This window comes from Streptomyces sp. NPDC058457 (assembly GCF_042720695.1).
Classification (GTDB): domain Bacteria; phylum Actinomycetota; class Actinomycetes; order Streptomycetales; family Streptomycetaceae; genus Streptomyces.
Genome location: NZ_JBHXLU010000018.1, coordinates 61,392 through 82,388 on the forward strand (window position 1 = coordinate 61,392; position 20,997 = coordinate 82,388).

At 70.8% G+C, this 20,997-nt stretch carries 20 protein-coding genes and 1 riboswitch; of the genes, 4 read left to right on the plus strand and 16 right to left on the minus strand.

Annotation, left to right across the window (positions count from 1 at the left end):
• Positions 1-195 precede the first annotated feature (195 nt).
• Positions 196-1,428, plus strand: a complete 1,233-nt coding sequence (locus ACFWPS_RS17225; protein ID WP_383705825.1) for a glycoside hydrolase family 18 protein — start codon at positions 196-198, stop codon at positions 1,426-1,428.
• A 57-nt stretch (positions 1,429-1,485) separates the two neighbouring features.
• Here the strand turns inward: ACFWPS_RS17225 and ACFWPS_RS17230 are convergent, their stop codons facing one another.
• From ACFWPS_RS17230 to ACFWPS_RS17250, 5 genes are all read right to left on the minus strand, one after another.
• Entirely contained in the window at positions 1,486-2,145 is a 660-nt protein-coding gene (locus tag ACFWPS_RS17230) for a TetR/AcrR family transcriptional regulator (RefSeq protein ID WP_383705827.1), read from the minus strand.
• A gap of 65 nt (positions 2,146-2,210) precedes the next feature.
• On the minus strand, positions 2,211-2,351 hold the full coding sequence (locus tag ACFWPS_RS17235) for an SCO1431 family membrane protein (protein WP_308310962.1): 141 nt from the start codon (positions 2,349-2,351) through the stop codon (positions 2,211-2,213).
• A 96-nt stretch (positions 2,352-2,447) separates the two neighbouring features.
• Complete coding sequence (locus ACFWPS_RS17240) at positions 2,448-3,872, minus strand: peptidase C39 family protein (protein WP_383705829.1); 1,425 nt, start codon at positions 3,870-3,872, stop codon at positions 2,448-2,450.
• A 200-nt stretch (positions 3,873-4,072) separates the two neighbouring features.
• The gene (locus ACFWPS_RS17245) at positions 4,073-5,527 is read right to left on the minus strand and encodes an amino acid permease (protein WP_383705938.1); all 1,455 of its coding nucleotides are present in this window, start codon (positions 5,525-5,527) and stop codon (positions 4,073-4,075) included.
• A gap of 79 nt (positions 5,528-5,606) precedes the next feature.
• Positions 5,607-6,557, minus strand: a complete 951-nt coding sequence (locus ACFWPS_RS17250) for a hypothetical protein (RefSeq protein WP_383705940.1) — start codon at positions 6,555-6,557, stop codon at positions 5,607-5,609.
• A gap of 357 nt (positions 6,558-6,914) precedes the next feature.
• Between ACFWPS_RS17250 and ACFWPS_RS17255 the strand changes: the two genes are divergently transcribed.
• Positions 6,915-7,424 (plus strand): hypothetical protein, encoded by a 510-nt coding sequence (locus ACFWPS_RS17255; RefSeq protein WP_383705831.1) that lies wholly within the window; start codon positions 6,915-6,917, stop codon positions 7,422-7,424.
• A gap of 430 nt (positions 7,425-7,854) precedes the next feature.
• A complete protein-coding gene (locus ACFWPS_RS17260; protein ID WP_383705833.1) occupies positions 7,855-9,717 on the plus strand; it encodes an AAA family ATPase in 1,863 nt (620 codons plus the stop codon).
• Positions 9,718-9,915: 198 nt separating this feature from the next.
• Here ACFWPS_RS17260 and ACFWPS_RS17265 read toward each other — a convergent pair whose 3' ends face one another.
• The 10 genes from ACFWPS_RS17265 to ACFWPS_RS17310 form a co-directional block, all read right to left on the minus strand.
• A complete protein-coding gene (locus ACFWPS_RS17265) occupies positions 9,916-11,007 on the minus strand; it encodes a hemolysin family protein (RefSeq protein WP_383705835.1) in 1,092 nt (363 codons plus the stop codon).
• Positions 11,004-12,332 carry a hemolysin family protein gene (locus ACFWPS_RS17270; RefSeq protein ID WP_383705837.1) on the minus strand — a complete coding sequence of 443 codons (1,329 nt, stop codon included), beginning with the start codon at positions 12,330-12,332 and terminating at the stop codon, positions 11,004-11,006. Before ACFWPS_RS17270 ends, ACFWPS_RS17265 begins: the two co-directional genes overlap by 4 nt.
• A gap of 256 nt (positions 12,333-12,588) precedes the next feature.
• Positions 12,589-13,044 (minus strand): PH domain-containing protein, encoded by a 456-nt coding sequence (locus ACFWPS_RS17275; RefSeq protein ID WP_383705839.1) that lies wholly within the window; start codon positions 13,042-13,044, stop codon positions 12,589-12,591.
• Positions 13,045-13,057: 13 nt separating this feature from the next.
• Positions 13,058-13,906 (minus strand): ATP phosphoribosyltransferase, encoded by an 849-nt coding sequence (gene hisG, locus ACFWPS_RS17280; protein ID WP_383705841.1) that lies wholly within the window; start codon positions 13,904-13,906, stop codon positions 13,058-13,060.
• A gap of 57 nt (positions 13,907-13,963) precedes the next feature.
• Entirely contained in the window at positions 13,964-14,236 is a 273-nt protein-coding gene (locus tag ACFWPS_RS17285) for a phosphoribosyl-ATP diphosphatase (RefSeq protein WP_030946750.1), read from the minus strand.
• A gap of 34 nt (positions 14,237-14,270) precedes the next feature.
• Positions 14,271-14,756 carry a 6,7-dimethyl-8-ribityllumazine synthase gene (ribH, locus tag ACFWPS_RS17290; RefSeq protein ID WP_383705843.1) on the minus strand — a complete coding sequence of 162 codons (486 nt, stop codon included), beginning with the start codon at positions 14,754-14,756 and terminating at the stop codon, positions 14,271-14,273.
• Between the two features lie 50 nt (positions 14,757-14,806).
• Complete coding sequence (locus ACFWPS_RS17295) at positions 14,807-16,099, minus strand: bifunctional 3,4-dihydroxy-2-butanone-4-phosphate synthase/GTP cyclohydrolase II (protein WP_383705845.1); 1,293 nt, start codon at positions 16,097-16,099, stop codon at positions 14,807-14,809.
• Positions 16,096-16,746 (minus strand): nicotinamide riboside transporter PnuC, encoded by a 651-nt coding sequence (pnuC, locus tag ACFWPS_RS17300; protein ID WP_383705847.1) that lies wholly within the window; start codon positions 16,744-16,746, stop codon positions 16,096-16,098. The genes ACFWPS_RS17295 and pnuC overlap by 4 nt, the downstream gene beginning before the upstream one ends.
• The gene (locus tag ACFWPS_RS17305) at positions 16,743-17,348 is read right to left on the minus strand and encodes a riboflavin synthase (protein WP_383705849.1); all 606 of its coding nucleotides are present in this window, start codon (positions 17,346-17,348) and stop codon (positions 16,743-16,745) included. Before ACFWPS_RS17305 ends, pnuC begins: the two co-directional genes overlap by 4 nt.
• 156 nt (positions 17,349-17,504) lie before the next feature.
• A riboswitch (FMN riboswitch) is annotated at positions 17,505-17,635 on the minus strand.
• A 275-nt stretch (positions 17,636-17,910) separates the two neighbouring features.
• A complete protein-coding gene (locus ACFWPS_RS17310; protein ID WP_383705851.1) occupies positions 17,911-19,182 on the minus strand; it encodes an ROK family transcriptional regulator in 1,272 nt (423 codons plus the stop codon).
• A 132-nt stretch (positions 19,183-19,314) separates the two neighbouring features.
• Between ACFWPS_RS17310 and ACFWPS_RS17315 the strand changes: the two genes are divergently transcribed.
• Positions 19,315-20,520: an MFS transporter gene (locus tag ACFWPS_RS17315; RefSeq protein ID WP_383705942.1), complete on the plus strand. Its 1,206-nt coding sequence runs from the start codon at positions 19,315-19,317 to the stop codon at positions 20,518-20,520.
• Here ACFWPS_RS17315 and ACFWPS_RS17320 read toward each other — a convergent pair.
• On the minus strand, positions 20,480-20,938 hold the full coding sequence (locus ACFWPS_RS17320; protein WP_383705853.1) for an acyl-CoA thioesterase: 459 nt from the start codon (positions 20,936-20,938) through the stop codon (positions 20,480-20,482). The two genes, ACFWPS_RS17315 and ACFWPS_RS17320, sit on opposite strands and share 41 nt — an antisense overlap.
• Positions 20,939-20,997 lie beyond the last annotated feature (59 nt).

Genomic DNA, 20,997 nt, shown 5'->3' on the forward strand with positions numbered 1-20,997 from the left:
ATGCCCGATCAGGGACCTCCCGTCACCAGTTAACGACCGCTTACTTCAGGAATTCCAGGACAACATCCGAAACCCGCGAAATTGGTCCGAACCATTGACCTGACTGGTCTAGTCCTCCTAAGGTTCATGACCAACGCTTTACCGCGTTCATGCCAATCGGCGCGCGTTCCCCTCTCCCCCAGGAGGAGACACCCGATGCACACCACTCACCGCTCCCGCTTCCGGGCGCTGCTCTCCGCGGCCTGTTGCGCCGTCCTCGGCGCCGGGCTGCTGGCCGGCGCGGGCACCGCGTCCGCGGCCGCCCCGTCCGCTCCCCAGGTGCAGGCCGGCTCCAAGGTCGTCGGCTACTTCACGGAATGGGGTACCTACGACCGCAAGTACCTGGTCAAGAACGTCGAGACCTCCGGCTCCGCCGCGAAGCTCACCCACATCAACTACGCCTTCGGCAACGTCACCGGCGGCAAGTGCGCGATGGGCGACTCGTACGCGGCGACCGACCGGACCTACACCGCAGCCGAGTCCGTGGACGGCGTCGCGGACACCTGGGACCAGCCGCTGCGCGGCAACTTCAACCAGCTGCTGAAGCTGAAGAAGAAGCACCCGAACCTCAGGATCCTCTGGTCCTTCGGCGGCTGGACCTGGTCCAGCGGCTTCGGCGAGGCCGCCAAGAACCCCACCGCCTTCGCCCAGTCCTGCTACGACCTGGTGAAGAACTCCAAGTGGGCGGGTGTCTTCGACGGCATCGACATCGACTGGGAGTACCCGAACGCCTGCGGCAACACCTGCGACACCAGCGGCCGGGACGCGTTCAGGAACGTGATGGCGGCCCTGCGCTCGAAGTTCGGGAGCAGCTCACTGGTCACGGCCGCGATCACCGCCGACGCCACCAGCGGCGGCAAGATCGACGCGGCGGACTACGCGGGTGCGGCGCAGTACGTCGACTGGTACAACCCGATGACGTACGACTACTTCGGCGCCTGGGCCTCGACCGGCCCGACGGCCCCGCACTCGCCGCTGAACTCCTACTCCGGCATCCCGACGGCGAACTACTACACCTCGGCGACCATCGCCAAGCTCAGGGGCCTCGGCATCCCGGCGGCCAAGCTGCTGCTCGGCATCGGCTTCTACGGCCGCGGCTGGACCGGCGTCACGCAGGCGGCCCCCGGAGGAACGGCGACCGGCCCGGCGGCGGGGACGTACGAACAGGGCATCGACGACTACAAGGTGCTCAAGACCAAGTGCCCGGCGACCGGCACGGTGGGCGGCACGGCGTACGCCAAGTGCGGCAGCGACTGGTGGAGTTACGACACCCCGGCGACCATCGCGACCAAGATGACCTACAAGAACCAGCAGGGCCTCGGCGGCACCTTCTTCTGGGAGCTGAGCGGCGACACCACCAACGGTGAGCTGATCAAGGCCATCAACTAGCCCCCTTCACGGGGGACCATGGGGCGGGGGGACCACGAGCCCTCCGCCCCTTCCGCGTCAGGTGTCCCGGCGGGCCGGGGCCGGGGCGCGGTAGGACGGGTCCAGTTCCTCGATGGCGCGCAGGGTGCCGCCGAGCGTCTTGACCAGCAGCTCGCACAGGGTTTCACGGGAGAGCACGGGCCGGTCGATCCAGTCGAGGGTGGCGCCCTCCACGCTGCACAGCCAGGCGAGCAGGCCGGTCCTGGCGAGCGGGGCGATGTCGGTGCGGCCGTAGGCACCCTCGGCGATGGTCGCGACGATCGCCTCGCGCACCCCGTCCCGGATGGCGTGCACCTCGGTGTCGAAGCCGACACCGCCGCTGACGATCGTGCGGTACGCGGCCTGGTGGTGCTCGGCGTAGCGCAGATAGCTGTCGATGGTCCGGTGGACGCGGTCCGCCTGGGGCAGCTCCAGGCCGCTCGCGGCATAGGTGACCAGGTCGGCGACGGAGTCCTGGATGATCGCCAGGTAGTAGCCGCGCTTGGACTGGAAGTAGTAGTAGATCAGCCCTTTGGCGACATGCGCCTGCTTGGCGATGTCGTCCATGGAGAGCGCGTCGTAGGAGGTGTCGGCGAACAACTTCCGCCCGATGGCGATGAGTTCAGCTCGACGAGCCACGGAACGCTCGGTGCCGCGCGCCCGGGGACGGGCGGCGGCACGCTGTTGACTGATATTCAATTTCGACCCTGGTCTCAACGGGCTGCGGGACATCCGCAGTATGTCAGGTCGGGTCGTGTGTCAGGTCACAGCAGACCGAGTTGGGTTACCAACATGGCGATGACCACGACAAGGGTCCAGCCCATGACGTGTTCCAGAACCTTCGGGCCGTCGTCCTTGGGTCCGCCGGTACGGGCGCGGGCGGCGGTGGCGGAGTGCGTGGTCATGACGTCCACCATTCCATTGATTGCGGCTTTTGCGGCGGAGAGCTTGGTCACAGGAAAGCGGCCCCCGGGGTGCCCGGAGGCCGCCGTCCTACCCGGTCAGCGCACTCCGACCGCCGCGAGCGCCTTGAGCTGGGCCGGGGTCGGAGCGGCCGGGAAGTACAGGTAGCAGACGCCCCCGGTGCCGGAGACGACCTTGCCGCTGGCGTTGTACCGCTTGGTCCGCAGCCAGATGTTCTCGAACTCCCGCCGCAGATAGACCCGTCGGACCGCGTCGTCGGTGGCCGAGAACGGGTCGTTGGCGATCACGTCGCCGTCCGCGGTGAAGCCGATCACGGTCATCAGGTGCCCGGAGGTGCCGTAACCGGCACCCGTCAGCTCGGCCGCCAGGAACGACTGTGACGTTATGGCCGGGATGCCGGCCGCGATCAGGGTCTCCAGGTCGGTGAGCGAGGCCAGTCGCGTTATCACGCCCTGGAGGTCCGGGTACGTCGACGCGTAGGCGGCGTTGAACGGCCAGTTGCCGCACCCGCCGTACTGGTAGTCGTAGGTGTAGCGGGCCGCGTGGCAGACCTGGGGGTCGGTGTACGACGGGTCGACCCAGGCCAGCTGTGCGGGGGTGGGGCGGCCGCCCCAGTACTCGACGATCATCTGCGAGGAGGTGGGGCTGCACCAGGCCTCGCCGCCGTTGTCGTACTCGGGGTACTGGCCCTTGTGGATCTCCTGGGAGTAGCGCGGGACCTTGAGCTCCTGGGCCAGGCCCGGGGTGGAGGCGGGGACGGTGAAGCGGTCCGGGATGTCGGAGGCCATGGCGCCGAGCCGCCAGACGGTCGGGGTGAGCTTGGTGCCGGGCTTGCGGTAGAGGGTCAGGCGCAGCTGGTACGAGGTGAGGCGCAGGCCCGTGGTGGCGTCGTCGACGGCGAAGGTGTCGGTCCAGATGGTGCTCTTGCCGTCCGTCTGGCCGTCCACCGAGGTCCGCTTGATGTCCTGGTCGCCGGCCGCCCAGCGGCCCATCACGTACCAGGGGGTCTCGGTGCCGTCGGAGTAGGTGCCGTGCAGCTCGACCTTGATCCAGGTGCCGGCCGGGGTGTCCGCGTTCCAGGAGGCGATGGTCTCGGTGGCGGGGATGGCCGGCTGGTGCACCGGGCCGGTCCAGGTGGCGTACTCCCAGCCGGCGGTGGTGCCGGTGTGGGGGTCGGTGTAGGAGGTGGTACCGGCCGGGGTGCCGATCACCACGCCGGGCCGGTCGCCGGCGACGGCGCCGACGCCCTTGACGGTGCCGGTCTTCCAGTCGCTGTAGGTCGTCCAGGAGCGGTAGTCGATGGGGCGGGTCCCGTCCCGGCCGTGGCCGGGACGGCCGGTGCCGGCCCGGCGGGTCTCGGTCCGGGCGGTCTCGTCGGCGTCGGTCTCCGGCGCGGCGACCGCGGGCACCGCGGGGACCACGCCCTGGGTCACGGCCGCCGCCGCGACGGTGGCGGCGGCTGCCAGAACGGTTCTGCGGGACGGCTGTTCGGCTCTGCTCATGGGTGGAGGACCCCCAGGTGTGCGCGTCACGGCTGATCCGGAGCAAGAGGCTGTGGGGCAACTATGGAGCAGGCGCCATGCCCCTGCCAGCACTTCCGCTCATGCCACGCCCACCAATATCGGTCTCGTCCACCGAAAGGGCCCCGGCGCGGTCGCCGGGGCCTCCTTCGGACCGTTCGGAAGAGCTCCGTCCGGACGGCTCAGATGAGATCCATCGCGGCGACCTCGTCGGGGCGGCCGTAGCTGACCGGGCCCTGGAAGCGGCGGCGGGCGGTGGCGAACCACCAGACCGTGGCCACGACCAGGACGGCGGCCAGCGCGATCGGCGCGTAGTTGAACGAGTCGACGGTGATCGGCGAGGCCTGCGGCAGCATGAACAGGACGCTGCTGAGCAGGATCCAGGTCACCGCCAGCCAGCCGACCGGGCTGCTCCAGCGGCCCAGGTTCCACGGCCCCGGCTGGAATTCGTCGCCCAGGCGCAACCGGAGGAACACCGGCACGGCGTAGGCGAGGAACAGGCCGACGACGTTGACGCTGACGATCGCGGTGAACGCCGTGTGCGACCACCAGCCCGGCACCACCAGGGCTACCGAGCAGGCCACCGCCAGCCAGACGGCCTTGACGGGGGTCCGGGTGCGGGGCGACACCGAGTGCCACAGCCGGGAGCCGGGCATGGCGCCGTCCCGGGAGAAGGCGAAGATCTGCCGGGTGTTGCTGGTGAGGTTGGCGAGGCCGCAGAAGAGCATCGCGCCGATGACGACGAGCAGCATCGCCTTGGCCCAGCCCATGCCGAGTCCGTCGATGAGGATCTGGACGGGCGGCGCGGAGGAGCTCGCCACCTTGGCGTAGTCGCCGATGCTGTACACCAGCGCGAGCATCAGGACCAGGCCGGTGATCGCCGAATAGCCGATGGACCGGATGATCCCTCTGGGGGCGTTGAGGGTCGCCTGGACGGTTTCCTCGGACATGTGGAAGCTGCCGTCGAAGCCGGTGAAGGTCCAGCTGGTGACCAGGAGCCCGAGCAGGCCGCCGTAAAGGCCGTTGGTGAAGCCGGTGTTGTTCACGAAATGCGTCACGAAGGACGCGGACTGATGGCGGTCCGGCATCACGATCAGTGTGCTCACGATCACCACGAGTCCGATCAGCAGCCACCAGACGGAAATCCGGTTCAGTACGGCGACGAGCTGCACGGTGTAGGTGTTGGCGAGCCCCTGGACGACGATGATCAGGGCCGTGATCAGGACCGTCTGGTGAGTGGTCGGCGTGTACGAGGGCCACTGGAGGGCGACGAAGGCCTGGATGAAGGTGGCGGCCGCATAGCCGGTGGCCGCGGTGCCGCCGATCTGGCCCACGAAGTTCAGCCAGCCCGTGTACCAGGACCAGGCGCCCTTGTGGCGTTTGGCGAGTTTACCGGCGGAGAAATACAGGGCACCGCTCGTCGGATAAGCGGAGGCGACTTCCGCCATCGCGGCGCCGATGCACAGGACCATCACACAGACGCCGATCCAGCCGAACACGAGAATGCGGGGGCCGCCCGCGTTCATACCGAATCCGAAGGACGAGAAAATACCGGAGAGAATATTGATGATGGTGAAGGAGATGGCGAAATTGTCGAAGGCCTGGAATCGGCGGGTGAGTTTCCGCGGATAACCCATCGCGTGCAGGGTCGCGTCGTCGTCGAGCGTGACGGGGTCCGCTGTGCGTTCTGACACGTGCCGACCTTTCTCTGGGGCTCTAGGAGGGGATGGGCAGGCCGCAGGCGCGGCGGGCCCGGGAGAGCTGGTCGGCCGGTTCGCCGAAGACGCTCCAGGGCATGCGTGAGGCGTACGGCCCCATGGCGGCGAAGACCGCCCGGGCCTCGAACTCGCACCGGGCCATGACCAGCGCATGCGCGAGGTAGGCCAGGTCGAGCACCGGGGTGAAGCGGTATCCGGCCACCGTGGGCAGCCAGTTGTGGTAGGTCGACAACGCGGTGCTGCGCCACTGGGGCTGTTCCCAGACCCGCTCGGCGAGCAGCTGGGTGGGGTTGTGGCTCTCCACCAGCGCGACCAGCGGCAGCACCCGCAGCGCCGAGCCTGCGGGGGCCCGCTGGGCGAGGAAGGCGGCGACGTCCCAGGCCGCGTTGACCGAGCCGCCGTACCGGGTGAAGAAGAAGGACAGGAAGCGGTGGTGGGCCTCGCGGTGCCAGGGGTCGAGGGCGAGGGTGTGTGCGAACAGCCGCCAGGGACCGGGCGGGGAGGTCAGCAGGCCGCCGGGGGCGGGGTCGTGCGGGCGGTGCAGCCGGGCCATGGCCAGCTTGGCGGCCCAGGGCGTGGGATCGGCGGGGTTCATGGCGCTGGCCCGGTCGCAGGCGGCGAGAGCGATCCGCTCCAGCGCCTCGGCGCGCTCGTCACGGGCGTCGGCCGCCCGGATCGCCCGCTGCACGGCCACCCGGGCCCACATCAGCGTGGACTCGGGGCCCGGTTCCTCGGCCAGCCACCGCTCCACCAGGTCGGTGCCGGCCGCCTCGGAGGCGAGGACCAGGGAGCGGTGGGCGCGCAGGGCGAAGTCGGCACGCGTCTCGGCCAGCGCCTCACGGGCACTCAGATATCTTCCGGCGCGCACGTCCACACATACGCTCGCGAGCAAGCGGTCGTCGGCCGCCGGATGCCATACGTACTGCCCTTCGAATAACTCCGCGGCCATCTTCCCCTGTCCGTCCCCGTTCGACGCGTGCACGCTGAAGGCACCCTACTCAGGGCCGGGCACACCGGAAACACGCGAGATCGACATATCGGTCAGCCGGTCGGAAATATCAATGGGGGCGGTGGAGAACGGCCGGAAATTAGTTCAAGTCGCGACTTCCCCGGGGCCGCAAACGCCCGCTATGCGCCGCACTACTAGAATGTTTCCGGAAAACACCCCCGCACCGCAGCACACCTGGGAACAGCCATTCACCACCTCGCCTCCGCACTCCGGGCCCTGCCGCCCTCCTGCGGGCCGGTCCGCCTCGTCGGCGTCGACGGGCACGCCGGGTCCGGAAAGACCACGTTCGCCGGACAGTTGGCCACCGCGCTGGGCGGGGCGCCGGTGCTGCACCTCGACGACATCGCCAGCCACGAGGAGCTGTTCGCGTGGACCGGCCGCCTGCTGGCCCAGGTGATCGAGCCACTCGGCCGCGGCGGGACGGCGCACTACTCCCCTTACGACTGGCGCACCCGCCGCTTCGGCCCGCCCCGCCCGCTGCCGCCGGCCCCGGTGATCCTCGTCGAGGGCGTCGGTGCCGGCCGCCGGGCACTGCGCCCCTTTCTGGCGCGGCTGCTGTGGATGGAGCTGCCGCACGAGGAGTCCTGGACGCGGGGCAGGGCGCGGGACGGCGCGGAACAAAGGGACTTCTGGGCCGAGTGGGTCAGGGCGGAACGCGAACACTTTTCCGAGGACCCTTCGAGGCCCTACGCCGACCTTCTGGTGACACAGTCACAGAAGGGATATGAGGTGCTGTCGGGGCCTGCGAAGACAGTTGGACCGGACCAGGATGTCACCCACCGTGACGGACCGTCCGCTGTGTGCTGAACTTGTGAAGACGCGCCTCCAAGAAGTTGCCCGAGTACCTCAACTCGGCTTGACCCGGGGGCCGTACAGGACTTACGTTCTGAATGTGCGGCCATTGGCAGCCGCCCTGCAGACGCGAAGCCCCCGGTTGTTCCCCCGTGATCGGGGGCTTCGTTCTGCCCTTTACCCCTTTTGTGTGCGCCGCGTGCACCCTTCCGCTCACCCTCGGTCACCAAGCCCTGTGCGCCCTCTCTGCCCCCACCTCGCCAAACGGCCTGTGCGGCACCCTTCGGCGGGCGGTGGAACCGCAGGTACGATGCCCTCGGTGCGACCTTCGAACGGCTGCTTCGCGCACCTGCAACTCCGGTCCGCGGCACAGCGGTTCGACCAACGGCGGCCATCGGGGGGAGCCCGGGGGCCAACCACGGGGGCACGGTTTGTGGGGGACGTGATGGATTTCGGCACGCAGGGCCCCGAGGCCCCGGCCGACCTCGCCTGGCTGCGAGGCGTGGACGCCTACACGATGGGCGCCTATCCGCAGGCGGAGGAGGAGTTCCGCACTGCGGTGCGGATGGATCCCGGGATGGCCGACGGCTGGCTCGGACTGCACGCGCTGCGCGTCGACACGACGACCGCGCTGCTGCGGATGTTCCGGCACCGGGACCGCTTCGGCGAACAGCGCGGCCGACATCGCCGCACGCTGAACTCCTGGTACTGGCTGGGCTGGTGGGTGCAGCCGGTACTGGAGAGCCCGCGCGATCTCCTCCTCGCCCACGCCTCGCACTGGCTGGACGGCAGGCACGTCCCGGAGCTCGACCGGGCCCTCGCCGGGCTCCCGCCGGTGGACGCCGACCCCCAGGTCCGCTTCCTGCACGCCTGCCGGGCCTACCTGGTCAAGGACTGGGAGCAGCTGGTACGGCACACCGACCCGCTTCTCGACGACCCCATGCTTGGCATCGAGGCGGGCCTGTTCGGCGGCATGGCCCGGGTCCGCCTCGAAATGTACGGCCAGGCCGAACCGCTGCTCTCCGCGGCGCTGATGCGGTGCCGCAGCGAGCAGCCGCAGCGCAAGGAGCTGCGCTACTGGCTGGCGCGGGCGCACGAGGGCACCGGCCGCAGCGCCGCCGCGCTCCCCCTCTACCGGGCCGTGCACCGCGTCGACCCCGCCTTCATGGACACCTCCGCACGGCTGGCCGCGATAGCCGAGGGCGACGGGTACGACGACACTGCCGACTTCGCGGCGATCACCCTCACCGGCGCCGGGCAGGACGTCGTGGACGGGCCCGACATGCTCGACCCGCTCTTCGGCACCGAGGGGCGGGATCTGCGGTTCGGGGAACCGGAGCCGCCGGCCGGGGCGATGCCGTCGGTGATCGACCCGGCGGTGCGCGAGAAGGTCGTGCCGTCGCCTCCGCTGCCGGCCGGGCCGACCGACCCCGCGTTACTAGAGGAGGCGCTCGCCGAACTGGAGCGCATGGTCGGCCTGGAACCCGTGAAACGGCAGGTCAAGGCGCTGTCCGCGCAGTTGAACATGGCCCGGTTGCGGGCCGGTCAGGGGCTGCCGGTGCAGCCGCCGAAACGCCACTTCGTCTTCTCCGGGCCGTCGGGCACCGGGAAGACCACCGTCGCCCGCATCCTGGGCCGGGTGTTCTACGCGCTGGGGCTGCTGGGCGGCGACCACCTGGTGGAGGCGCAGAGGGCCGACCTGGTCGGTGAGTACCTGGGCCAGACCGCCGTGAAGGCGAACGAGCTGATCGACTCCGCGATCGGCGGGGTGCTGTTCGTCGACGAGGCCTACTCCCTCTCCAACTCCGGCTACGGCAAGGGGGACGCGTACGGCGACGAGGCACTGCAGGTGCTGCTGAAGCGGGCCGAGGACAACCGCGACCACCTGGTGGTGATCCTGGCCGGCTACCCCGAGGGCATGGACCGGCTGCTGGCCGCCAACCCGGGGCTGTCCTCGCGCTTCACGACCCGGGTGGACTTTCCCTCCTACCGCCCCCTCGAACTGACCTCGATCGGCGAGGTGCTCGCCGCCGAGAACGGGGACGCGTGGGACGAGGAGGCGCTGGACGAGCTGCGGTCGATCGCCGGGCACGTGGTGGACCAGGGCTGGATCGACGAGCTGGGCAACGGACGGTTCCTGCGGACGCTGTACGAGAAGAGCTGTGCGTACCGGGATCTGCGGCTGTCCGCGTATCCGGGGGTGCTGTCGCGGGACGACCTGGCGACGCTGCGGCTGCCGGACCTGATGCAGGCGTACGGGGAAGTGCTGTCGGGGAGGGGGCCGCAGGATCCGGCGGCCGGTATGTAGGTGCGGGTGGGCTGGGGCCGGGGGGTGGGGACGCTCACCGGCGCTGGCAGGGTGCCTCCCCCAGCCTTCGGCCGGGGGGACCCCCAGCGCCCACCCGTGCCGCCCTGCGGCACGCCTGCCCGCAGCTATGACGTGCCCCGTAAGGGGCGCGGGGAACTGCGCGACCAGCCCCCACGCACCCGCAGCCGAACTACGACCTCACCCGGCCATGACCTCCTCCGGCTCCCCGCTCGCCCTCGGCTCCGGAGTTCTCGGCGGTGTTGTCGGCCGATCCCGGTGTGCCGGGTCTGTCACCTCGCCGACGAGCAGCTCCAGGACGTCCTCCAGCGCCGCCAGCCCCAGCACCCTGCCGTTCGCGTCGGCCACCTGGGCCAGGTGGGTCGCCGCCCGGCGCATCACGGTCAGCGCGTCGTCCAGGGGCAGCTCGGCCCGGAGCGTCGTCATCGGGCGCCATATCTGCTGCGGCACCGCACGGTCGGAGTCCTCCAGGTCCAGGACGTCCTTCACATGGACGTAGCCCATGAAGGCGCCGGACTCGGCCGCGACCGGGAAGCGGGAGTAGCCGGTGCGCGCGGTGAGCTCGACGATCTGGCCCGGGGTGACCGACGGCGGCACCGTGATCAGGGACTCGCGGCGCAGGAGCACGTCCGTCACCGGGCGGGAGCCCAGTTCCAGCGCGTCCTCCAGGCGCTCCCGCTCCTCGGGGTCGAGGAGACCCGCCTGGCCGGAGTCCTCCAGGAGCCGGTTGAGCTGCTCACTGGTGACGACGGCCTCGACCTCGTCCTTCGGCTCCACTCGGAAGAGCTTCAGGATGCCCTGGGCGCAGGCGCCGAGCGCGACCGTGATCGGCCGGCACACGCGGGCGAACGCCACCAGGCCTGGGCTCAGCCACAGCGCCGCCTTCTCCGGCGCCGCCATCGCGAGGTTCTTCGGCACCATCTCGCCGATGACCAGGTGGAAGAAGACGACCGCGGCGAGCGCGAGCACATAGCCCAGCGGGTGGATCATGCCGTCGGGCAGGTGGACGGCCTCGAACAGCGGCTCCAGCAGGTGGGCCACCGTCGGTTCGGCCACCGCGCCCAGCGTCAGCGAGCAGACGGTGATGCCGAACTGGGCCGCGGCCATCATCTGCGGGAGGCGTTCCAGGCCGTAGAGGACCTGGCGGGCCCGGGCCGTGCCGAGCGGTTCGATCTGGCTGCGGCGGACGGAGACGAGGGCGAACTCGGCGCCGACGAAGAAGCCGTTGGCCAGTACCAGCAGCGCGGCGAAGACCAGTTGGAGGACGCTCATCGGGCGGCCTCCGCGACGGCGGGGGCGGTGCGGACCAGGCGGACCCGTTCCGCGCGGTAGTGGCCGACCCTGCGGACAGACAGCCGCCAGCCGGGCAGCTCCGCCCGGTCGCCCGGCGCCGGGATCCGGCCGAGCAGGTCGGCGACCAGGCCGGCGACCGTCTCGTACGGGCCCTCGGGCACGTCGAGGCCTATCCGCTGGAGGATGTCGACACGGACGCTGCCGTCGACGTCCCAGGCGGGCTTGCCGTCCTGGGCGGGGGCGGCGGCGAGTTCCGGTGCGTCCGGGCTGTCGTGCTCGTCGCGGACCTCGCCGACGAGTTCCTCGACGATGTCCTCCAGGGTGACCACGCCGGCCGTGCCGCCGTACTCGTCGACGACGACCGCGATGGGCTGCTCGGAGCGCAGCCGGGCCAGGAGCGGCTGGACCGGGAGGGTCTCGGGGACCAGCAGGGCCTTGCGGGCGATGCGGCCGACCGGGGTGCGCAGCCGGTCGTGGACCGAGACGGCCAGCGCGTCCTTGAGGTGGGCCATGCCGACGATCTCGTCGATCTTCTCCCGGTAGACCGGGAAGCGGGACAGTCCGGTGGCCCGGGTGAGGTTGACGACGTCCTCGGCGGTCGCCGTGTCCTGGAGCGCGCTGACCTTCACCCGGGGGGTCATGACGTGCTGGGCGGTCAGCTCGCCCAGGGACAGGGTGCGGACGAACAGGTCGGCCGTGTCCTGTTCCAGCGCGCCGGCCTGGGCGGAGTGCCGGGCCAGGGAGACCAGTTCGCCGGGGGTGCGGGCGGACGCCAGCTCCTCGGCGGGTTCGACGCCGAGGGCGCGGACGAGCCGGTTGGCGACCGTGTTCAGGGCGGCGATGACCGGGCGGAACAGGCGGGAGAAGCGGGCCTGCGGGCCGGCGACGACGCGCGCGACCTGGAGGGGCTTGGACACCGCCCAGTTCTTGGGCACGAGTTCGCCGATCACCATCTGGATCGCCGAGGCGAGCAGCATGCCGACCACGACGGCGATGCCGGAGACGGCGCCGTCGGGGAGGCCGGTCGCGGTGAGCGGGCCGTGCAGCAGCTCGGCCAGTGCCGGTTCGGCGAGCATGCCGACGACCAGGGAGGTGATGGTGATGCCGAGCTGGGTGCCGGAGAGCTGGAAGGACAGCTCCTTCAGCGACTCGACGACCGTACGGGCGCGCTTGTCGCCGTCGGCGGCGGCCTTCTCGGCCTCGGGCCGCTCCACGGTCACCAGGCCGAACTCGGCGGCGACGAAGAAGCCGTTGGCGAGGATGAGCAGGAACGCGGCTGCCAGGAGCAGCAGGGGGGTGGTCATGATGCCGCCGCCTCCGAAGCTTCGCGGACTCCGGGAAGGCGGTCCGCGGTATGTCGGGAGGGGGCGGCGCAGGTACTACAGGACGATCCGTCCATCGCCGGAGAGGGTCACTCCTCGGGTAGCAGGAACCCCTGTGCGCCGGGCGCGCGACAGGGGTGGAGGCGGGACGTGAAAAGCCTCCGCCAACAGATTAATCAAGACAGGGGCCGCTGCGGCAGGGGCGACGGCCCGGAGACGGCCCCGAAGTTGCGTGATTTCAGCCCTGATGCTGTTCGGGGTCGTGGCTCGTGCGGGCCTCGGCGAGGGCGCGCAGGGCCCTGGCGTCGGCGATGGCGTGCTGCTTGGCGATGCCCGGCTGGATGCCGAGGGCGGGCAGGCTGGTGCCGTCGCTGAGGTTGAGGAACACCCACGGGTCACCCGGGCGGAGGTTCACCTGGAGGATCTCCGCCCACGCCAGGCGCCGTTTGCCGGCGATGTTCACGACGGTGACCCCGGACTCGTCGGCGACCACCTTCACCCGGGCCAGCTGGGCCAGCACCCAGAAGATCAGCGCACCGGTGACGACGAAGCTGAGCTTCTCCCCCGGGCCCAGCTGCTCCAGGAGCAGGGCGACCCCGGATATGGTGACGAAGATCGCGACACCTGCGGTGAGCAGGATCACGCGGGTGAGGCCCGGCCGGAAGGTGACGGGCAGCGAAGGAAGCTCGGACATATCGCGCGGGCCCTCAGAGGCGGCAGGCGTGGATGGCCGTGGTCAGGATGGCGCGGGCGCCGATGTCGTACAGGTCGTCCATGATCCGCTGGGCGTCCTTGGTGGGGACCATGGCGCGGACGGCGACCCAGCCCTCGTTGTGCAGCGGGGAGACGGTCGGCGACTCCAGGCCGGGGGTGAGGGCGACGGCCTTCTCCAGCTGCTCGACGCGACAGTCGTAGTCCATCATCACGTAGGTCCGGGCGACCAGGACGCCCTGGAGGCGGCGCAGGAACTGCTGGACCTTGGGCTCCTCGGCGTCGGCGCCGGTGCGGCGGACGACGATCGCCTCGGACTTCATGATCGGCTCGCCGAAGACCTCAAGGCCGGCGTTGCGCAGGCTGGTGCCGGTCTCGACGACGTCGGCGATGACCTCGGCGACGCCCAGTTCGATGGCGGTCTCGACGGCGCCGTCCAGGTGGACGACGGAGGCGTCGACGCCGTTGTCGGCGAGGTGCCCCGCGACGATCCCCTCGTAGGAGGTGGCGACCGTCTTGCCCTTCAGGTCCGCCAGGCCGGTCGCCTCGCCGGGCTTGGCGGCGAAGCGGAAGGTGGAGCGGGCGAAGCCGAGCGGGAGGATCTCCTCGGCGTTGGCGCCGGAGTCGACGAGCAGGTCGCGGCCGGTGATGCCGATGTCGAGACGGCCGGAGGAGACGTAGATCGCGATGTCGCGGGGACGGAGGTAGAAGAACTCGACGTCGTTGACCGGGTCGACGATGCGGAGTTCCTTGGACTCCCGGCGCTGCCGGTAGCCGGCCTCATGCAGCATGTCCGCCGCAGGTCCTGACAGGGAACCCTTGTTGGGGACGGCGATGCGCAGCATGAGGTCGGCTTCCTTCGCTTCGAAAGGGGTTCGAAAAGGGATGTCTGAAAGGGGTTCTTACAGGTGGGCGTAGACGTCGTCCAGCGAGATGCCGCGGGCGACCATCATCACCTGGACGTGGTAGAGCAGCTGCGAGATCTCCTCGGCGGCCGCTTCCTTGCCCTCGTACTCGGCGGCCATCCAGACCTCGGCGGCCTCCTCGACGACCTTCTTGCCGATGGCATGGACGCCCTTGCCGACCAGCTCGGCGGTGCGGGAGGTGGCGGGGTCGCCGTGGGCGGCCTTGTGCTGGAGCTCGGTGAAGAGCTCCTCGAAAGTCTTGTTGGACATGGTGAGCGCCAGACTACGCCAATCGCCGCGTCGCTCAGTGCCAGGGTTCAGATACTGAGCGGAGGGTGGCCGCCGTGGCCACCGCCGCCGTCACCGCCTCGTGGCCCTTGTCCTCGTTGGAGCCTGCGAGACCGGCGCGGTCCAGGGCCTGCGCCTCGTCGTCGCAGGTGAGCACGCCGAAGCCGACCGGGACTCCGGTCTCGACGGTGACCTGGGTGAGGCCCTGGGTGACGCCCTGGCACACGTACTCGAAGTGCGGGGTGCCGCCGCGGATGACGACGCCGAGGGCGACGATCGCGTCGTAGCCGCGCCCGGCGAGGACCTTCGCGGTGACCGGGAGCTCCCAGCTGCCGGGGACCCGGAGCAGGGTCGGCTCGTCGATCCCCAGGTCGCGCAGGGCGCGCAGGGCGCCGTCCACCAGTCCGTCCATCACCTTCTCGTGCCACTGGGACGCGATGACGGCGACCCGCAGGTCGCTGACATTGCGTACGGACAGTTCAGGTGCACCCTTGCCGCTCACGTCTCTCCTCAGTGCTGTTTCTCTACCGGTGGCCGTCAGGTGGCCACGGTCTACTGGTTGGCGCAGGTGGACATCGCGGGTGGCGTGTCCAGCCAGGGCAGGTCGTGGCCCATCCGGTCCCGCTTGGTGCGCAGGTAGCGGAGGTTGTGCTCGCCCGCCTGTACGGGCATCGGCTCGCGCCCGCTGATCTTGAGCCCGTGGTTCAGCAGCGCGTCGCTCTTGTCGGGGTTGTTGGTCATCAGGCGGACGCTGCGCACCCCGAGGTCGGTCAGGATCTGGGCGCCGGCGCCGTAGTCGCGGGCGTCGGCGGGCAGGCCGAGTTCGAGGTTGGCGTCGAGGGTGTCGCGGCCGCGCTCCTGGAGTTCGTACGCGCGCAGCTTGGACAGCAGCCCGATACCCCGCCCCTCGTGTCCGCGCAGGTAGACGACGATGCCCCGGCCCTCGTCCTGGATGCGGTCCAGGGCGGCGTCGAGCTGGGGTCCGCAGTCGCAGCGGGCGGAGCCGAAGACGTCCCCGGTGAGGCACTCGGAGTGGACGCGGACCAGGACGTCCTCGCCGTCGCCGATCTCGCCGTGGACGAGGGCGACATGCTCGATGCCGTCGGTGGTGGAGCGGTAGCCGTACGCCGTGAACGTGCCGTGCTTGGTGGGCAGGTTGACCTCGGCCTCGCGGCGGACGGTCGGCTCGGCGGCCCGGCGGTAGGTGACCAGGTCCGCGATGGAGATGATCGTCAGGCCGTGCTTGCGGGCGAACGGGATCAGCTCCGGGAGGCGGAGCATCCGGCCGTCCTCGCCGGCGATCTCCACGATGGCGCCGGCCGGGCGCAGGCCCGCGAGGCGGGCGAGGTCGACGGCGGCCTCGGTGTGGCCGTTGCGGGTCAGGACACCGCCGGGCCGGGCGCGCAGCGGGAAGACATGGCCGGGGCGGACGAGGTCCGTCGGCTCGGCCTGGCCGCTCGCCAGCAGCCGGAGCGTGGTGGCGCGGTCGGCGGCCGAGATGCCGGTGGTGACGCCGTGCGCGCCGGAGGCGTCCACGGAGACGGTGAACGCGGTCTTCATCGACTCGGTGTTGTCACCGACCATCTGCGGCAGCTGGAGCCGGTCCAGTTCCTCGCCCTCCATGGGGGCGCAGATCAGGCCGCGGCACTCGCTCATCATGAAGGCGACGATCTCGGGGGTGACCTTCTCGGCGGCGATGACGAGGTCGCCCTCGTTCTCGCGGTCCTCGTCGTCGACGACCACGATGGGGCGGCCGGCCGCGATGTCGGCGATGGCCTGCTCGACCGGGTCGAGCGTGAGGTCCTCGACGCCGTCGGTGCTGTACAGGATCGGTGCCGCGGTCATGCGGGTGCTCCTTCCAGAGCGGGCCGCGTGCCCTGGCGGGAGCGCAGCCACCAGTCGCGCAGGCCCCACAGGACGAGCGCGCCGTAGATGACGTAGACGAAGCCGGAGAAGGCGTAGCCGTTGGTGAAGTTGAGGGGGACGCCGACCGCGTCGACCAGGAGCCAGGCGATCCAGAACTCGACCATGCCGCGGGCCTGGGCGTACATGGCGACGACGGTGCCGACGAAGATGTAGGCGTCCGGCCAGGGGTCCCAGGACAGGGACGGGTAGGCCTTGAAGAGCAGGGCGACGGCGACCGTGCCGACGGCCGCGGCGGCGACCATCGCGCCGCGCTCCTGCCAGGTGGCGAAGCGCGGGACGATGTGACCGTCACCGCCGTCCTCGGTCCGGCCCTTGTCGCGGTTCCACTGCCACCAGCCGTACAGCGCGACGACCATGACGACGACCTGCTTGCCGGCGCTGCCGGTGAGGTGGCCGAAGAAGGCGCCGAAGAGGATCAGGCCGGAGGCGAACTGCACCGGCCAGCTCCACAGGTTGCGGCGCCAGCCGAGGGCGAGGGCGGCCAGGCCGAGGATGTTGCCGATCATGTCCGACCAGAGGATGTGCTGGCCGAACAGGACGAAGGCCTCGGAGTTCAGCCAGTTCACCGGCCTGCTCCCTGCGTGTTCGCGAGCAGGCGCTCCACGTACTTGGCGACGATGTCGACCTCGAGGTTGACCGGGTCGCCGGGCTGCTTGCGGCCGAGCGTGGTCAGGTCGAGGGTGGTGGGGATGAGGCTGACGGTGAAGTAGTCGGAGCCGGCCTCGACGACGGTGAGGCTGATGCCGTCCACCGTGATCGAGCCCTTCTCGACGACGTACCGCGCGAGGTCGGCCGGGAGCGAGACCTTGACGATCTCCCAGTTCTCGGAGGGCGTGCGCGCCAGCACCTGACCGGTGCCGTCGACGTGGCCCTGCACGATGTGGCCGCCGAGGCGGGAGCCGACCGCGGTGGGGCGTTCGAGGTTGACGCGGGAGCCGACGTCCAGGGCGCCGAGCGAGGAACGCTTGAGGGTCTCCGCCATGACGTCGGCGGTGAACTCGTCGCCCTCGTGCTCCACGACGGTCAGACAGACGCCGTTCACGGCGATGGAGTCGCCGTGCTGCGCACCCTCGGTCACTACGGGGCCACGGAGCCGGAAACGGGACGCGTCGCCGAGGTTCTCGACGGCGGTGACCTCACCCAGCTCTTCGACGATTCCGGTGAACACTTCCCGGGTCCTCCTGCCTCAATAGGGCACGGACTCCGGGGCCTGTCGACGGACGACAGAATGTACGGACAAGCACACCGAGGGCGACGCCGACAAGGCCCCGTCCGCGAGGGACGAGACCAGATACGGCGGCGCGCACACGTACATGCTCGCCCGCCGCGCACTGCCTCCCATCCGGACTTTAACCGTCGGTCCAGGAATTTCACCTGGTCAACCGGCCGCTGGAAGCGGACGGGTCGCGGACTGTAACCGCCGGTTCGGACTTTCACCGACCCCGGAGTGCGCTGCTTCTGGTACACGGCCAGTTTGCCACGCCCGATCGTGGTCCATGCAGGGGAACCATGTGGGGTGCCTCACAGCTCATGCCGCTGGACTTCCCGGACCGACTGCCGTGTGCACAACTGGGCCTCGGACCAGGACTCTTGACTTTGAGTCACACCTATTGACCCTACTGGTCTAGTCCTTTTAGGGTTTCGGGCGGGCCCGGTGGCGGTGACGACGGCCCTTGCCCGTCGCCGGGTCCGCCCAACCCGGGCGGCCCGTCCCGGCGCGCAGCGCGGGATCAGCGGTCCGGCGCCGCGAAGAGTTCGTCCTGGGCGCGCTCGCGAGCGGTGAGCAGAGCGCCGCGCAGGACGGCCGCGCCGCCCAGGGTGCCTGCCCGTACCTCGGTGGCCAGCGGGGACATACGGCGGAGCCGCGCCTCGACCCGGGTGGCGAGCGCCGCGCCCCCGGCGGGGCCGATCTCGCCGCCGAGGACCACACAGCCGGGGTCCAGGACGGCGACGACGGCGGCGACGCCCACGGCGATGCGGTCGGCGAGGGCGTCGAGGAATCGGCCGTGTGCCGGGTGCGGTCGAGGGTCGGGCGCGGCGCCATCGTGGCTGGTCGCGCAGTTCCCCGCGCCCCTTCGGGGCGCGATCGGGTCGCCGTCCGCTGTCATGCGTGCCGCCTCCTCGACCATGCGGTCGGCGGAAAGGTCTCCCGACCCCACTCCGTACTCCCGTGCCAGTTCCACGATCGCCGCCGCGCCCACCAGCGAGTGGTAGCCGCCGGAGCAGTCCGTAGCCGTGGGCAGGCCGGTCGTGCCCGGTACCGGCAGGAAGCCGATCTCGCCGGTGCCGCCCGAGGCGCCCCGGCGCAGGCTGCCGTCCAGGACGACGGCGGCGCCGCAGCCGTCGCCCAGCCAGAGCAGGACGAAGGTGTCGCGGTCCCGGGCGGCACCCTCCCGCTGCTCGGCGAGGGCGGCCAGGTTGGTCTCGTTCTCGACACCGACCCGGGCCTGCGGGAAGCGTTCCTGGAGGGCGGCGACCAGCCGGCGGTGCCAGGTGGGCAGGCCGGCCGAGTCGCGGAGCTCACCGGTGGCCGGATCGATGAGCCCGGGCGCCCCGATGCCCACGGTGTGCAGTTGCCCCGCGTCCCCGGACGCCCCCGCCTCCTTGACCGCGCGCTCCACCAGCTCCACCGCCCGCTCCACGGCCGCCGCCTCCCCCGCCTCCGGCGCCACCGGCACCGACCCGTCGGCCAGCACCCGCCCCACCAGGTCGGAGACCAGCACCGAGACGCTGTCGGTACGCACGTCGAGGGCGGCCAGACAGGCGCGGTCGGCGACGATGCCGTACAGCCGGGCGTTCGGCCCCCGGCGCTGCTCGCCCGACTCGCCGACCACCGTGATCAGGCCGGAGGCGGCGAGCCGTTCGACGAGGTCGGCGACGGTCGGCCGGGAGAGCCCGGTCAGCTGTTTCAACTGCCCTGCCGTCAGCGGGCCTTCCTGCTGGAGCAGGCTCAGCGCGAGCCGGTCGTTGATGGCCCGGGCGGTGCTCGGTGATGCGGGCATGACGGGCATCCTCCCAGATCCGGATGGCCCAGGACGGCCACATGACTCTCTATCTATCAGGCAGGGTCCCTGATAGTTTACGGCGGACAGCGGGGCGGTATCCGGCCGGGGAGGGGCAGGACCATGAGAGACATGGGTTACGAGCAGCACGGGGTGAAGCGCGCGCGGTACGCCGTCGCGGCCGTGTTCACCGTGCACGGTGCCGTCACCGGCTCGTTCGCGACCCGGGTGCCATGGGTCCAGGACCATGCCTCGCTCAGCGCCGGACAGCTGGGTTTCGCCCTCGCGTTCACGGCGTTCGGCGCCTCGTGCTCGATGCCGCTGGCCGGCCGGATCAGCCACCGCTTCGGGAGCCGTACGGCGCTGCGCGGGCTGATCGCGATGTGGACGCTGGCGCTGGTCCTGCCGTCGCTCGCCACCAACCTGTATCTGCTGTGCCTGGCGATGTTCGTGTACGGCGCCAGCGCTGGCATGGCGGACGTGGTGATGAACGCGCTCGGCGTGGAGATCGAGCGGCTGCTCGACAGGTCGATCATGTCGGGGCTGCACGGCATGTGGAGCGCGGGCACCCTGATCGGCTCGGCCGCGGGCACTCTCGCCGCGCATCTGGGCACGGACGCGCGCGTGCACTTCGCCCTGGCGGCGGCCGTCCTCACGGTGCTCGGCGTGCTGGCGGCCGGCTTCGTCCTGGACGTCCGGGCCGGCGAGGACGAGGAGCCGCCGCCCCGGTTCACGCTGCCGCCCCGGTCGGCGCTGCTGATCGGCACGGTGGGCTTCTGCGCGGTGTTCGCGGAGGGGGCGAGCCTGGACTGGTCGGCGGTGTTCCTGCGGGACCGGATGGACAGCTCGGCCGGGCTCGCGGCGGCCACCACCACCGGGTTCATGCTGGCCATGGCGGTGGCCCGGATCAGCGGGGACGCGGTGGTGAACCGCTTCGGCGCGGTCCGCACCGTGCGCGCCGGGGGTGTGCTGGCAGCGTTCGGCGGGCTGCTGGTGGTCCTCGCCGGGCAGCCGGCGGTGGCGATGACCGGGTTCGCGCTGATGGGCCTCGGTATCGCGGTCGTCGTACCGCTGTGCTTCGCGGCGGCCGGGCACGCCGGGCCGAACCCGAGCCAGGCGATAGCGGGCGTGGCGACGATCACCTACACCTCGGGCCTGATCGCGCCCAGCCTGATCGGCGGAATCGCCCAGGCGACCAGTCTGGTGGTGTCGTTCTGCCTGGTCACGGTGTTGGCACTGGGGCTGGTGGCGTTCGCGGGCGTGCTGCGCGCCGGGGCGCGGGGCGGTCGTTCGGAGGTCAGCCCGCAGACCGCAGCAGTTCCCGACCCACGGCCCTGAACGCCTCGCTCCACGGCGCGGGGCGCAGGGTGGCCGGGTCCAGCCGGACGAGCACCCGGGTGCCCTGCGCGTAGGTGGTCGCGCCGTCCGGCGAGCAGAAGCGGAAGCCGTAGGTCAGGCCGGTGCCACCGAGCCGTTCCAGCCACAGGTGGACGGCGTAGGTGCCCGACCTGGTGACCGGCGCCTCGTAGCTGATCAGCAGCTCCTTGACCACGTTGCAGGCATCCCCGGCGGTGGCCCAGTCGCCGTCGAAGCGGACGCCGTGCTCCTGCCAGAACTCGGTCCAGGCGCGCTCCACCAGCAGCGGGTAACGGGCGTTGTGCAGCATCCCGAGCGCGTCGAGGTCGTCGAAGTGGACGCTGACCGGCAGCAGCCGGCCGTGGGAGAGGGCGGGTGCGGGCAGGGCTTCGGCGGTCACGGGTGGGGCTCCTGAGCACTGGACGAAGCGGTGGGGACACTCCATCCTAAGCGGACGCT

Coding starts and splice junctions, on each gene's coding strand:
- ACFWPS_RS17240 (WP_383705829.1), bottom strand. CDS start 3,872: ATGAGCAGAGCCGAACAGCCGTCCCGCAGAACCGTTCTGGCAGCCGCC.
- ACFWPS_RS17285 (WP_030946750.1), bottom strand. CDS start 14,236: ATGTCCAACAAGACTTTCGAGGAGCTCTTCACCGAGCTCCAGCACAAG.
- ACFWPS_RS17260 (WP_383705833.1), top strand. CDS start 7,855: ATGGATTTCGGCACGCAGGGCCCCGAGGCCCCGGCCGACCTCGCCTGG.
- ACFWPS_RS17295 (WP_383705845.1), bottom strand. CDS start 16,099: ATGACCGCGGCACCGATCCTGTACAGCACCGACGGCGTCGAGGACCTC.
- ACFWPS_RS17265 (WP_383705835.1), bottom strand. CDS start 11,007: ATGAGCGTCCTCCAACTGGTCTTCGCCGCGCTGCTGGTACTGGCCAAC.
- ACFWPS_RS17225 (WP_383705825.1), top strand. CDS start 196: ATGCACACCACTCACCGCTCCCGCTTCCGGGCGCTGCTCTCCGCGGCC.
- ACFWPS_RS17310 (WP_383705851.1), bottom strand. CDS start 19,182: ATGCCCGCATCACCGAGCACCGCCCGGGCCATCAACGACCGGCTCGCG.
- ACFWPS_RS17235 (WP_308310962.1), bottom strand. CDS start 2,351: ATGACCACGCACTCCGCCACCGCCGCCCGCGCCCGTACCGGCGGACCC.
- ACFWPS_RS17275 (WP_383705839.1), bottom strand. CDS start 13,044: ATGTCCGAGCTTCCTTCGCTGCCCGTCACCTTCCGGCCGGGCCTCACC.
- hisG (WP_383705841.1), bottom strand. CDS start 13,906: ATGCTGCGCATCGCCGTCCCCAACAAGGGTTCCCTGTCAGGACCTGCG.
- ACFWPS_RS17245 (WP_383705938.1), bottom strand. CDS start 5,527: ATGGGTTATCCGCGGAAACTCACCCGCCGATTCCAGGCCTTCGACAAT.
- ACFWPS_RS17250 (WP_383705940.1), bottom strand. CDS start 6,557: ATGGCCGCGGAGTTATTCGAAGGGCAGTACGTATGGCATCCGGCGGCC.
- ACFWPS_RS17270 (WP_383705837.1), bottom strand. CDS start 12,332: ATGACCACCCCCCTGCTGCTCCTGGCAGCCGCGTTCCTGCTCATCCTC.
- ACFWPS_RS17315 (WP_383705942.1), top strand. CDS start 19,315: ATGGGTTACGAGCAGCACGGGGTGAAGCGCGCGCGGTACGCCGTCGCG.